Source organism: Chroococcidiopsis thermalis PCC 7203 (assembly GCF_000317125.1).
In the GTDB taxonomy this organism is placed as follows: Bacteria; Cyanobacteriota; Cyanobacteriia; order Cyanobacteriales; family Chroococcidiopsidaceae; genus Chroococcidiopsis; species Chroococcidiopsis thermalis.
Map to the genome: position 1 here is coordinate 1,064,930 of NC_019695.1, position 12,572 is coordinate 1,077,501.

At 45.3% G+C, this 12,572-nt stretch carries 11 protein-coding genes; 5 read left to right on the plus strand and 6 right to left on the minus strand.

Going from position 1 to position 12,572, the window contains the following annotated elements; translation table 11 throughout:
* Positions 1-8: 8 nt before the first annotated feature.
* Positions 9-686 carry a class I SAM-dependent methyltransferase gene (locus CHRO_RS04685; protein WP_041462824.1) on the minus strand — a complete coding sequence of 226 codons (678 nt, stop codon included), beginning with the start codon at positions 684-686 and terminating at the stop codon, positions 9-11.
* A 1,152-nt stretch (positions 687-1,838) separates the two neighbouring features.
* Here CHRO_RS04685 and CHRO_RS04690 point away from each other — a divergent pair.
* Together CHRO_RS04690 and CHRO_RS04695 are read left to right on the plus strand one after the other, a co-directional pair.
* Positions 1,839-3,446: an alkaline phosphatase D family protein gene (locus CHRO_RS04690; protein WP_015153030.1), complete on the plus strand. Its 1,608-nt coding sequence runs from the start codon at positions 1,839-1,841 to the stop codon at positions 3,444-3,446.
* Between the two features lie 186 nt (positions 3,447-3,632).
* Positions 3,633-4,331, plus strand: a complete 699-nt coding sequence (locus CHRO_RS04695; protein ID WP_015153031.1) for a glutathione S-transferase N-terminal domain-containing protein — start codon at positions 3,633-3,635, stop codon at positions 4,329-4,331.
* Here CHRO_RS04695 and CHRO_RS04700 read toward each other — a convergent pair.
* From CHRO_RS04700 to CHRO_RS04710, 3 genes are all read right to left on the minus strand, one after another.
* Positions 4,328-4,984 carry a hypothetical protein gene (locus CHRO_RS04700; RefSeq protein ID WP_015153032.1) on the minus strand — a complete coding sequence of 219 codons (657 nt, stop codon included), beginning with the start codon at positions 4,982-4,984 and terminating at the stop codon, positions 4,328-4,330. The two genes, CHRO_RS04695 and CHRO_RS04700, sit on opposite strands and share 4 nt — an antisense overlap.
* Positions 4,985-5,093: 109 nt before the next feature.
* Positions 5,094-5,888 carry a hypothetical protein gene (locus CHRO_RS34195; RefSeq protein WP_015153033.1) on the minus strand — a complete coding sequence of 265 codons (795 nt, stop codon included), beginning with the start codon at positions 5,886-5,888 and terminating at the stop codon, positions 5,094-5,096.
* Between the two features lie 156 nt (positions 5,889-6,044).
* Positions 6,045-7,679, minus strand: coding sequence for a M16 family metallopeptidase (locus CHRO_RS04710; RefSeq protein WP_015153034.1), 1,635 nt, complete (start codon positions 7,677-7,679; stop codon positions 6,045-6,047).
* A gap of 130 nt (positions 7,680-7,809) precedes the next feature.
* Between CHRO_RS04710 and CHRO_RS04715 the strand changes: the two genes are divergently transcribed.
* The 3 genes from CHRO_RS04715 to CHRO_RS04725 all read left to right on the plus strand — a co-directional run bounded on the left by CHRO_RS04715 (position 7,810) and on the right by CHRO_RS04725 (position 10,250).
* Positions 7,810-8,427 (plus strand): TetR/AcrR family transcriptional regulator, encoded by a 618-nt coding sequence (locus CHRO_RS04715; RefSeq protein WP_015153035.1) that lies wholly within the window; start codon positions 7,810-7,812, stop codon positions 8,425-8,427.
* A gap of 127 nt (positions 8,428-8,554) precedes the next feature.
* Complete coding sequence (locus tag CHRO_RS04720; protein WP_015153036.1) at positions 8,555-8,782, plus strand: hypothetical protein; 228 nt, start codon at positions 8,555-8,557, stop codon at positions 8,780-8,782.
* 67 nt (positions 8,783-8,849) lie between these two features.
* Positions 8,850-10,250 (plus strand): aminopeptidase P family protein, encoded by a 1,401-nt coding sequence (locus tag CHRO_RS04725; RefSeq protein WP_015153037.1) that lies wholly within the window; start codon positions 8,850-8,852, stop codon positions 10,248-10,250.
* A gap of 210 nt (positions 10,251-10,460) precedes the next feature.
* Here CHRO_RS04725 and CHRO_RS04730 read toward each other — a convergent pair whose 3' ends face one another.
* Positions 10,461-11,213 (minus strand): SDR family oxidoreductase, encoded by a 753-nt coding sequence (locus tag CHRO_RS04730; protein WP_015153038.1) that lies wholly within the window; start codon positions 11,211-11,213, stop codon positions 10,461-10,463.
* Positions 11,210-12,559 carry a magnesium transporter gene (mgtE, locus tag CHRO_RS04735; RefSeq protein WP_015153039.1) on the minus strand — a complete coding sequence of 450 codons (1,350 nt, stop codon included), beginning with the start codon at positions 12,557-12,559 and terminating at the stop codon, positions 11,210-11,212. Before mgtE ends, CHRO_RS04730 begins: the two co-directional genes overlap by 4 nt.
* Positions 12,560-12,572: the final 13 nt, after the last annotated feature.

Here is a 12,572-nt window from a genome sequence, read left to right on the forward strand (position 1 = left end):
GGAAGCAATTAGCAATTAGCATTCATTACCTTTCTTACCAGAGTTAAACCGTCTCCAATTGGTACAAGGCTGAGAGTAATACGCTTATCTTGATGAAGTTTTTGATTTAAGGTGCGTAATTTCTTAGTGCGATTATCTTGGACCTGTGGATCGGCAACTCGTCCCGACCATAAAACGTTATCAATTGCAATTAATCCGCCTGGACGTATAAGCTGAAGTGCTTGTTCGTAGTAGCTATCGTAATTACTCTTGTCTGCATCAATTAAAGCAAAATCAAATGTTTCAGATGCACATGTTTCTATGAGATGGTGAAGGGTTTCCTTGGCTGGTGCAACGTGCAAGTCAATTTTATGTGCTACGCCTGCCTGCTGCCACCAGTGACGCGCGATCGCAGCATATTCCTCATTCTTTTCACAGCTTACTACTATACCATCAACGGGTAATGTTAATGCCATGACTAAAGAACTATAACCCATAAATACACCGATATCTAAAGTTTTCTTTGCTCCGATTAATTGCAACAATAAGGCGATAAATTGACCCTGTTCGGGTGCAATTTGCATCTTACCTAATGGGTGACGGGCAGTTGCTTGACGTAGTTGCGTCAAAATTTCTGGTTCTCGCAATGAAACAGATAATAAGTAATCATATAAATGAGGCTCTAAGCCAAGAGTTTGCCAAGTCATGATCGAGTCAGTAATGAGTGGCGATCGCAAGTAAATAATATCAAAAAATAGTGTCAAAATAAATATCAAAAATAAAGGTGAGCAATACTCACTATCCATTTAAACATTTCAAAAATCATCAGTTATTAATTGCGATCCGTTAGCTGATTTGAAGTAGTTGTTGAACGTGCTTTTGAAAAGCTAACAATCCTGCTTTTGAATTCCAGTCTTCTTGAAAAACATTCATATTCTCTAAGTCGATAACTTTTCCATCTCTCGGAAAAAAGATTTTTTGACCGAAAACTTGCTCGTAAGTTGGCGGATTGTGCCATCATTAGCTATCCAAACCGTTTTTACCATCCGATAAAAGCTAAATTCTTTTGCTGTCAACTCTTTGTACAACTCGTTATCTATAACTCGAACTACATGAGTGACCCTGGCGTGCTGTCTTAAAATGATAAAATTGTCTTTTTGAGGCTTGCCAGCGTTTTCATATTGGTTGAATTTTCAATGTAAACCAAAAATATTTTCTGCTGGTTCAATATATTCAGTTTTATCCTTATAAGCCCAATATCTACCATCTTGATTTTTTACATTTTTAGTCCATTTTAGTCCAGTCAGATTCATGTTGAATCCCTCCGAGTAATTTTGCTTATATCGATCGATTTTCAGGAGTATGAGAAAGCGCAAAGAAAGCTATAGCAGTTCTAAATGATTTGTAAAGTAGGCTTCTAGCCTGCTCCACGTTCATGAATCAAATAGAATTGCTATATGAAAAAGTGAAAATAAAGCTAGTACGAGCGATTGGTATAGCTTCTATAGTTAAGATGCCCGCCAGCATGGAGAAATTCACAATAAATATCGAATTTCCAATTGTATGTAATTGCTTCTAAAGGTAAGTTCGGGCGATCGCAAATACAATTAACATCATCAGAAAGTTAAGTCAAGGTTAATTTTTGCTGCTTGACTGCGGAGCGAGATTTGTTTAAATTACTGCCGTAAACTCTTTTTTTTCTCAAGATTACTTTCACGTCATTAACTACTAACAGGATAGCGATCGCGCTAAATCGAAGCGCATGAATTGAGCTTTTTGGTGGTCTATTTTGACTTGTCAAAAATTAATATTTTCGAGATTTTTTCAATTTTTCCCTTGTCAAACTAAAGGAAATACTTATGAATTCCAACTTGCGACAAATTAACCGTCGCTCATTTCTGCTCGGTTCGGCTTTCACCAGCGGGGCTGTAGCTGCCAGTTTGTTGTCGCCATCCCGACAAGTTAAGGCACAAGCCCCAGGAATTGTGACCTCAGACAAAATGCGCCCGACAATCCCTTATGGAGTTGCCAGTGGTGATATCACGGGGAATCGTGCCGTAGTTTGGAGCCGCTGCGATCGCCCCGCACGAGCGATCGTAGAATACAGTACGAGTGAAAATTTTCGCCATGTCCGACGAATTATTGGAGCGCCAGCCTTAGAAGCAACTGACTTTACAGTCCGCGTTGACCTATCAGGACTACCAACCGACGAGCAAATCTTCTACCGATTTACTTTTCAGGATTTGGACAACTCCAGTATTTCGAGCGTTCCTGTCACGGGAACTTTTCGCACTCCTTCAACTAAAAAACGCGACATTAAATTTGTCTGGGGAGGAGACACAGCCGGACAAGGCTGGGGAATTAATCCAGAATTTGGTGGCATGAAGATCTATGAAACCATGCGACAACTCAATCCAGACTTCTTCATCCACTCTGGCGATACGATTTACGCTGATAATCCAATCTTGGCTGAAGTCAAACTTGATGATGGTAGCATTTGGAAAAACATCACCACACCAGAAAAAGCAAAGGTAGCAGAAACACTAACTGAGTTTCGCGGCAACTATATTTATAACCTACTCGATGAAAACGTCCGCCGTTTCAATGCCGAAGTCCCTCAACTCGTTCAGTGGGACGACCACGAAACCACAAACAACTGGTATCCAGGCGAGATTCTTACAGATGTCGGTACAGATGCCCGTTATCAGGTTAAAGATGTGAATCTTCTGGCAGAACGGGCAAGACAAGCATTTCTAGAATACCAGCCAATTCGCTTCGATCCTAACGACCCAGAGCGGATTTATCGTTCGTTTCAGTACGGAGCGATGCTAGACATTTTCATGCTCGACAAGCGCAGCTATCGAGGCGCAAACTCGGCAAATCGCCAAACTGAGGCAAGCGACGAGACAGCATTTTTAGGTAAAGCTCAGGTCAACTGGTTGAAGCAACAATTACTCACCTCAACTGCCACCTGGAAAGTCATTGCTAGCGATATGCCAATTGGACTAGTAATTCCAGATGGGACAACAGCCTATGAAGCGCTATCAAATGGGGATAACGGCGTTCCTCTAGGGCGAGAACTAGAGTTTGCAGATTTGTTTCAGTTCATCCAACGGCAAAATATCCGCAATGTGGTTTGGTTGACAGCAGACGTACATTATGCCGCCGCTCACTACTACGACCCCAGCAAAGCTCAATTTACTGATTTCAAGCCTTTTTGGGAGTTTGTCGCGGGTCCTTTAAACTCAGGCACATTTGGACCTAACGAGCTAGATAGTACTTTCGGTCCGCAGGTGAAATTTAACAGTTTGCCAAAGGGAACTAAGCCAAATCGTCCCCCTTCGGAAGGGTTACAGTTTTTTGGTATGGTCAAAATCGATCGCGACAGTGAAGTGATGACCGTCACCCTACACAATTTAGCCGGGGACACCCTCTACAGCGTGGATTTGCCTCCTGAAGAGAGCTGAGGGAGCTGAGGGAGCTGAGGGAGCTGAGGGGACAAGAGGGACAAGGGAGAAATTAGTCACACCACACCCCACACTCCATACCCTATCAACACGCACCACGCACCACCCAATTACCAATTACCAATTACCAACCACTCAACAATTCCAGTTACGATCGAAGAGTTTATGCATTCCGAATGAATTGCCATGACGATCGAACTCTACTATTGGACAACTCCAAACGGACATAAAATTACCATTTTTCTTGAGGAAGCAGAGCTACCTTACGAAATCAAACCTGTCAATATTGCTAAGGGCGAACAGTTCGACCCAGAATTTCTCAAGATCTCACCTAACAATAAAATTCCGGCGATTATCGATCGCGACCCCCCTGATGGTGGCGAACCGATAAGCGTATTTGAATCGGGGGCAATTCTGCAATATTTGGCAGAAAAAACGGGAAAATTTTTACCAGATAACCTACGCGATCGCGTCGAGACAATGCAATGGCTGTTCTGGCAAATGGGTGGATTGGGTCCCATGCTGGGACAAAATCACCACTTTGTCACTTACGCACCGGAGAAAATTCCTTATGCGATCGATCGCTACGTAAAGGAAACCGAACGATTATATGGCGTACTCGACGAACGGCTGACAAATCTACCTTTTATCACAGGTAGTTACTCGATCGCGGATATGGCAGCTTATCCCTGGATCGTACCCTACGAGACGCAACAGCAAAATTTAGATGACTTTCCCAATCTTAAACGCTGGTTTGAGAGCATAAAAGCACGTCCTGCCGTGCAACGTGCCTATGCTAAGGCTGACGAAATTAGTACTGCGCCATCTGTCACCGAAGAATCTAAAGCGATTTTATTCGGTCAAGGGCGGCGGCGATCGTCTTAAGTGTTTTTGGTCAACTTTTGGCGTTGGCGATGTAGCAGTAAGCCAGCGCCAATAACACCGACACCAGCCAGCGTTCCTACTCCTCCTGGTTCTGGGACTGTTTCGATTGAGCCAGTAATGACAGCATCACCCTCAAGCGAAAGAACGTTTGGATCTGGGTTGAGTCGATCGACTTGAGTAAAATCTAGCGTTCCAGTCGCGCCTGTGAATATGCCTTCGCCACCTGTAATTGTCAGCGTACCGGAACCAGATCCCGTCAGATTTTCCCGGTCAAGTGTAGCCGTAGCCGTGGCAGTTCCTCGCAATTTGTTATCCGTGCCTTCTCCCTCAAATACGATGTAACCTGGTGGCAGATCTGGTAAGCCAAACGTAGCGGGATTGGTATCAAAGTTAAGCGCACCAGTTGCAGGATCGGTTCGCGCGTAGATTAATCCTTCATACTGAGTTAGACCATAAGGGGCTTCAGGGTCGGAACTCGTAGCTAACTCGATCGATTGAGATAGCTCCTCGTCAATCGGTACGATCTCGATTCTTGTGTCATAGTTACCATTAAATGGATATATCGTCTGCGCGATCGCTTTTGTCGTATCCAGTCCTACGCTAGCCAATGCGAAAGCGACTGAAATCAGCTTTACCGTATATGAAAGAGTCATTTGCATCCTGGCTTACAGCTATGCAAACGATCCTACAGCGCCAAATTTACAGTTTCTTGTGCTAATTTTTGGGAATATTTGCCGAATGTTTAGCAAATGGATGTTGACTCTAAGTTGCTTTTCTTCGCCTTGCAGCTGTCCGAGGCGGAGTGCGCCGTGCTTTGTGTCTGGTAGGTGGTTTCGCTGGTTTAGCTGGGGGTTTGGCGGTTTCTGGTTCCGGTGCGGGTTCTGGCGCGGGTTCTGGCGCGGGAGATTTAGCAGTTGTCCGAGTTGAGGTTTTCCCCTTGGCTTTAGGCTTGGTAGTAGTTGATTTAGCCGGGGATGTAGCTATTTCTAGTTCCGGTGCGGGTTCTGGTGCGGGTTCTGGTGCGGGAGATTTAGCAGTTGTCCGAGTTGAGGTTTTCCCCTTGGCTTTAGGCTTGGTAGTAGTTGATTTAGCTGTTTCGGGTTTGGCGGTTTCTGGTTGCGGTGCGGGTTCTGGTGCGGGAGATTTAGCAGTTGTCCGAGTAGAAGTTTTCCCCTTGGCTTTAGGCTTGGTAGTCGATTTAGCTGTTTCGGGTTTGGCGGTTTCTGGTTTGGCTGTCTCTGGTTCTGGTGCTGGTGGGGGTGTAGACGATACCTCTACAGTTAGAGTCCCCTTCGTCTCTGGTGTAACGACAGCCACCACCATTTGAGTTTGGCGATCGTGTGCTTCAAATTGTGTGACTAGATCGGCTAATCCCATTTGTCTTGAATATTTGGGAATCACACTTGCTTTGAGAAATTTTGCCTCCATTTGAGCGATCGCATCATTAGGGTAGTAATTGACAAGTAAAACCCCATCTCCCTGTACCGCTGTCATATCTAAAAAGTATGTACCTAAGCGAGGAAGGTCATCTTGCAGTAATTTTTGTAGTTTGTCCATGTGAATTGGAAATTGGTAATGGGTAGTTGGTAATGGGTAGTTGGTAGTTGGTAGTTGTTGATGGGTGAGAGATAATTCAAGAAATTAAAAGTATTTTCATGCACGACTTCCGACCCCTGTACGGGCGGGTTTGGAAACCAGCCCCTACCGACTCCCTCAAGAAGATAATAACCGCCCGACTGTACGATTTTTGGGGATGAAAGTTTGTCGTGCAACTCGTTGAATATCGGCTGACGATACCTGAGAAATCGCTTCTAGTTCTTTAAATAAATTTTGCCAGGAACCTGTTTTGACTTCGTACTCTAACAATAACTGTGCCATCCCCATATTTGAGTCGAGCGATCGCAATAAATCTGCTTTAGCTTGTGTTTTGACTCGCTCCAATTCCATCGCTGAAACTGGTTCGGTTTTGAGGCGATCGATTTCTTTTCTCATCGCTGTCCCCACTTCATCAACTGTATGCCCTGGAGCTGTCAAAGCATAAAATAGCATTAAATTTTCATATTTATTCCCCGGAAATCCACTACTACCTTGAGCTGATAAAGCTAGGCGTTGCTTTTCTACTAAAGATTGATAGAGTCGTGATGTACGTCCGTTACTCAACAATCTGCCAATCGTTTCATAAACCACATAGTCTGGATCGTTAATCCCCGGACAGTGGTAGCCTTCTAAATACCAAGGTTGAGTCGGTAATTTGAGCGTCACTTCCCTCGTTTTTTGCTGCTTTGGTTCTACTGTTGTCAACTTAGGAGGAGCGACTTTAGCGCGATAGCGTCCAAAATAAACTTGAGCCAACTGTTTTACTTGTTGGGGATTAACATCACCGACAATTGCGATCGTTAATTGACTCGGTATGTAATAAGTATCGAAAAACTGCTGCACGTCAGCCCGCGTTAAGTTGCGAATATCTTGTTCGTAACCGATAACGGGACGCTTGTAAGGATGGACTTGATAAGCAGTATCGAGGAACTTTTCCACCATTTGTCCGATAGGCGAATTTTCTACCCGCAGCCGTCGTTCTTCTAAAATTACATCTTTTTCTTTGTAAAATTCTCGAAACACGGGTTCGAGAAAACGTTCTGACTCCAACGACATCCACATTTCTAGTTTGTTGGCGGGAAAGCTGTAAAAATACCGCGTTGCTTCTGTCGAAGTATTGGCATTTAAACCTACACCTCCAGCTTGTTCGACGATTTGCCCTAACTCATTTTGTTTGACTAACTGAGCTGCTTCAGCTTCTACTCGCTCAAATTGCGCTTGCAATTTGGTAACTTCTGCCTCATTTTTCGCTGTCTTGGCTGCGGTAATTTCTGCTGCTAATTTGTCTAATTTTTCTAACAGCGGTTTTTCTGCGGTGTAGTCTCGCGTACCGATTCGCGTCGTACCTTTAAATGCTAAATGCTCCAAAAAGTGAGCCACACCTGTCTTACCTACTGGTTCGTTAACTCCACCCACATCAGCATAGGTCAGAAAAGATACAACTGGTGCTTGATGGCGTTCCAAGACAATAAACTTCATCCCATTACTGAGACGAAATTCGGTTAAATCCTGGCTCACACGCTTGTAATAAGGTTGGATTGACTGAGAAGAATTCGGAATTCGGAATTCGGAATTCGGAATTAATGTGGAAGCTTCCGACTCCCGACTCCTGATAACTGAATCAGCTAACGCCGTTTCCGAACAGACAACCCAAAACAAGATAGTTACAATTGTTAATACGGCAAGCAAGCGTTGCCAGATCTTAAATGCGGATAAAATTGAGCGGATAAAACGTACGATCTGATGCATCATAGATTGGAATCAATTGTGCGTTCGAGATAGATCTATTAACGATCTATTAAAGTTTGCCAGTTATGCAGCTGGATGTAAGAGAATGTCCCTACAAGTTGTATTAACATCGATACAACCATAAATACCTTCTATGCAAGTTTTTAACCGTGCTTCACAGCCAGCAGATTCTTCTCGCGATCGCATTTTACAAGCGGCGCAGCGATTGTTCGCGCGTCAAGGGTTTGACGGTACGACAACCCGCGACTTAGCACAAGCTGCTGGTGTGGCGGAAGGTACGCTGTTTCGTCACTTTTCTAATAAAAAAGCAATTTTGGTCGAGGTAGCAACCCAAGGTTGGGTAGAAATTCTCACCGATCTGCTGACGGAATTGAGCGAAATGGGCAGCTATAAAGCTGTAGCACAAGTCATGCAGCGGCGAATGTGGAACTTTCAGAAAAACGCCGATTTAATGCGGGTTTGCTTCATGGAAGCCCAATTTCACCCAGATTTGCGCGATCGCGTCCAATCTGAGGTGATCGGCAAAATGACAGATGTTGCTGAGGCTTTCTTTCAAACAGCAATGGAACGGGGCATTTACCGTCCGATGAATCCGCGCATTGTTGCCCAAGTATTCTTAGGCATGTTTGCCATCTCTGGTTTCAGCCACAACACGTTAATGGAACCCAACGCCTCTCCTCAACAAATGAAAGAGATGGCGGAAGGATTAGCTGATATTTTTCTCAATGGTGTTTTAGTGAAGAGTCATTAGTCAATGGTCATTCGTCATTTGTTGTTGCCAATGACAGATGACGAATAACTATTCATAGATGAACGCAAGATATTAAAATCTTGTTAATAATTAAATATTGATGTGTTCTGCGCCTCGGAGGTTGCGAATGAAAGACCTAAGTAAATGGTTGAACCCTAGAGCGGCGATCGGAAGTTTACTAAGTGTTATTGTTTTGCTGAGCGTAGCAGGCGGACTTGTTAGCTGTACTCCTAGTGGAGATGAAAGAGTCAGAGACACGAACGAGAATGTAGAAGAAGACAACGAGAACGAAGCAGACGACGAGGATGATGGCAACGAAGCACCTAACCAAAATAATCAAGATGACGACGATTAAATTGGTCATTTGTCAGTAGCTAGTCACCAGCCACTAGTCACCAGTCACTCTTCACTACTCACTTTTAATGACTCATGACACTGATGTGGAAGCTCTGCGGCAGCGGCGAGAGAATCTAGCCGATCGCCTTGATGTACCAGTTATATTATGGTCGGGACGCAGTAGCGCGCGTAATTTTCCTGCTAATTGCTTTCCCTTTCGAGCCAGCAGTCACTTTCTCTATTTTGCTGGTATTCCCCTGGAAACAGCGGCTATTCGCTTAGAAGGGGGGAAAATGACGTTGTTTGTAGACGATCCGAAACCAGAAAGCGCCCTCTGGCACGGAGAAATGCCCAGCAGAACAGACATTGCAACTCAGATTGGCGCAGATGCAGCTTTACCCATGAGCGAGTTGGAATCTCATGCTGTGGGGGCAGCTACTATTGCCGCACAGGATACTATGACCGCTCTCCAACAGTCTCGCATCCTTAACCGTCCAATTTCACCAGCTAAGGTATTGCAAGGCATTGATTTGGAGTTAGCTCAAGCAATTGTAGCGCTGCGGCTCAGTCACGATCGCGCTGCTTTAATTCAATTACGCCAAGCTGCTGACGTAACGGTACAAGCTCATATTGCTGGTATGGCAGTGTCAACTAACGCCTCATGGGAGGCAGATGTGCGCGCCACGATGGAACACGTTATTCTCGCTAATAACATGAGCTGTGCTTATAGCAGTATCGTGACGGTGCATGGAGAGGTGTTGCATAACGATCGCTATCATCACCCGATGCAGTTGGGAGACTTATTACTAGTGGATGTAGGGGCAGAAACATCAACAGGTTGGGCGGCGGATGTCACCCGCACTTGGGCTATATCTGGGCAATTCTCAGCCACTCAGCGAGCGATTTACGATGTGGTACTGGCGGCGCATGATGCTTGTATTGGGAAAATTCGTCCCGGCGTAGAGTATCAGGATATACATTTATTAGCGGCGACAGTTATTGCTCAAGGTTTGGTCGATTTAGGCATTTTGCGCGGTCAACCGGAAGATTTAGTCGAAATGGATGCTCACGCCCTATTTTTTCCCCACGGGATCGGGCATTTATTGGGTTTAGACGTTCACGATATGGAAGATTTAGGGGATATTGCTGGATATGAGGAAGGGCGCAAACGCAGCGATCGCTTTGGGTTAAATTATTTACGGTTGAATCGTCCCCTCCGTCCTGGGATGTTGGTGACGATCGAACCAGGATTTTATCAAGTTCCGGCAATTTTAACCGATCGCGATCGGCGGGAGAAATATCGCGATGTCGTCAACTGGGAACGCTTAACTCAATTTGCTGACGTGCGCGGCATTCGGATCGAAGATGACGTGTTAGTAACGGAGACTGGCAGAGAAGTCTTGACAGCGGCATTACCAACTAAAGCGGAAGCGGTTGAGGCTTTGGTGCAGGGCGACTTATCCTCTTTAGAAGCGGCTTATAGTTAAAAATAATTCGCTTCGGTACAACTTTCTCTTGTCCCCCCCTTTCATAAGGGGGGTTAGGGGGGATCTTTGAGTCATTGGCGTAGTTTTTCGATTTTCTCTTGTCTCCCCCTTTCATAAAGGGGGTTAGGGGGGATCTTTGAGTCATTGGCGTAGTTTTTCGATCCCCCAACCCCCTTATTAAGGGGGCTAAGAAAAAAGTTCGCATAGAAATTAATTTAACTGAGCAAACAGCGCTTCCCAATCAGTGATTTCCGGTCTTGCACCAGAATTAACAATTTCAAAAGTCTTGTTGACTGTTACGGGGTCAGATATACACTCTACGCAAGCGGTAGCTACATCTATTCTGCTAGTATCCCCTACCAAGGTATCGCCCGTACCTACAACAACAGCTAATTTGCCGTCAGTTGTCGCCTTTAATAATGTATTCAGGTCATAAGAAGTGTAAGGACTATCAATTAAACGCCCTGGGCGGATAATCGTGTAAGGCAAACCCGAAGTCGCGATCGCCTCTTCTCCTTCCTGCTTGGCATCAAGTACGCCAAAGGCATTGAGAATACTAAAAGGAAATTGCTTTTTGCGTAAGACACCACAAGAAGAAACAAAAACAAACCTTTGCAAATCTTGCGGTGCAGCTGCAACCAAATTTTTCACACCCACAGCATCAACCTGCTGCGGACTATTTTGGGCTGAGAAGAAGTTTTGAAAATCCCACTTGGCAGAAGGAAAGGCAGTCGTACCAGTACAACAAATAATATGGGTAACGTTCTGTACTGCTGCTGGTAGGGTGTTGGGTTGACGAATATCGCCTACGGCAATTTCTACGCGATCGCCAAACATCTGCTTGGCTTTGTCAGCTTGACGGGTGAGGACGCGCACGGTAAAACCTTTTTCCAGTGCTTTAGCAACTGCTAACTGTCCGACTCCACCTGTTGCACCAGCGACTAGAATTAATGCTGCTGTCATTTTGCCACCATCCGTAAAGCTAAAGAAATTAATGAGAGGAAAGTTAAAAACCCGACGGCATCCAGAATAGTTGTGAGTAGGGGACCGCTGATCAATGCCGGATCGAGTTTCAATCGCTTTAATCCCATCGGTAGCATTGTCCCTAAACTTGCCGCTACAAATACGTTAATTGCCATCACCGAGGCAGCAACAATAGCAACCCAGCGTTCTTGAGGCGGCGACCAAATTAAGGACAGAATCCCCAAAGCGATCGCCAAAGCTAAGGCTGTTCCTAGCCCAGCCAAGATCTCTTTACGGAGAATTTTTAACGTATCTAGAGGTGTCACTTCGCCTACACCAAGTCCGCGTACCGTCACCGACAAAGCTTGTATGGCAACATTGCCACTCGTGTTAGATAAAATCGGCATAATTACGGCTAACACTGGCACTACAGAAATCACCTGTTGAAAAGGTGCGATCGCGCTGGCTGCCCCAACATATAACCCAATATTTGCTAACAGCCAAGGCAATCGCTTGCGGATCGTTACCTGAGGCGGAGATAAAGCCGCTTCGTCACCACCACTGACCCCTGCTAATTTTTGAATATCTGCCGTGGCTTCCTCTTCTAAAATATCTACCACGTCGTCAACGGTGATAATTCCTACCAAGCGATCCTCCCGATCTACGACTGGGATGGCGATCAAGTCGTAGCGTTTCATCAACTGGGCGGCTTCTGCTTGCGGTGTGTCGGTTCTGACTCGCACGACACGCTGACTGGCAATTTCGCGAATGAGAACATCGGGGATAGTAAATAATAATTGTCGCAAGGAAACTACGCTCACCAGTTTGCGATTATCGTCGGTGACGTAGGCATAGTAAATCGTCTCTTTATCTTCGTCATTGCGTCGAATTTTATTGAGGGCTTCTCCTACAGTTAAACCTTGGCGCAGGCGGACGTATTCCGTCGTCATCACCCGTCCTGCCGTGCCTTCGGGATAGCCTAAAATCGTTGCTGTGGCTTGCCGTTCTTCCGCACTAAGTTGTTGTAGCAGCCGCTTGACAACACCAGCAGGTAACTCGTCAAACAACTCTGCCCTGTCGTCAGGACTCATGGACTCTACCAGGTGAAATACCTGGGCATCATGCAGAGAACCGATTAATTCTTCCTGCACTTCTTGAGGTAAGTATTCAAATACCGCGATCGCCTGATTTTTATTCAGCAAGCGAAAGGCGATCGCTTGTTGCTGGGGAGAAAGTTCCGCAATATAATCCCCTGCATCTACAGGGGGCAAACGGTTTAATTCTGCTTTAAGTAAGTTGAGATCGGTAATATCGGTTAGGGCAATACGTCCTTCTTGAGTGAGCATAAACACCTCCTAA

Excerpts from the sequence above, each read along its gene's own strand:
- CHRO_RS04685 (WP_041462824.1), bottom strand. The coding sequence starts at position 686 with ATGACTTGGCAAACTCTTGGCTTAGAGCCTCATTTATATGATTACTTA.
- CHRO_RS04690 (WP_015153030.1), top strand. The coding sequence starts at position 1,839 with ATGAATTCCAACTTGCGACAAATTAACCGTCGCTCATTTCTGCTCGGT.
- CHRO_RS04695 (WP_015153031.1), top strand. The coding sequence starts at position 3,633 with ATGACGATCGAACTCTACTATTGGACAACTCCAAACGGACATAAAATT.
- CHRO_RS04700 (WP_015153032.1), bottom strand. The coding sequence starts at position 4,984 with ATGACTCTTTCATATACGGTAAAGCTGATTTCAGTCGCTTTCGCATTG.
- CHRO_RS34195 (WP_015153033.1), bottom strand. The coding sequence starts at position 5,888 with ATGGACAAACTACAAAAATTACTGCAAGATGACCTTCCTCGCTTAGGT.
- CHRO_RS04710 (WP_015153034.1), bottom strand. The coding sequence starts at position 7,679 with ATGATGCATCAGATCGTACGTTTTATCCGCTCAATTTTATCCGCATTT.
- CHRO_RS04715 (WP_015153035.1), top strand. The coding sequence starts at position 7,810 with ATGCAAGTTTTTAACCGTGCTTCACAGCCAGCAGATTCTTCTCGCGAT.
- CHRO_RS04720 (WP_015153036.1), top strand. The coding sequence starts at position 8,555 with ATGAAAGACCTAAGTAAATGGTTGAACCCTAGAGCGGCGATCGGAAGT.
- CHRO_RS04725 (WP_015153037.1), top strand. The coding sequence starts at position 8,850 with ATGACTCATGACACTGATGTGGAAGCTCTGCGGCAGCGGCGAGAGAAT.
- CHRO_RS04730 (WP_015153038.1), bottom strand. The coding sequence starts at position 11,213 with ATGACAGCAGCATTAATTCTAGTCGCTGGTGCAACAGGTGGAGTCGGA.
- mgtE (WP_015153039.1), bottom strand. The coding sequence starts at position 12,559 with ATGCTCACTCAAGAAGGACGTATTGCCCTAACCGATATTACCGATCTC.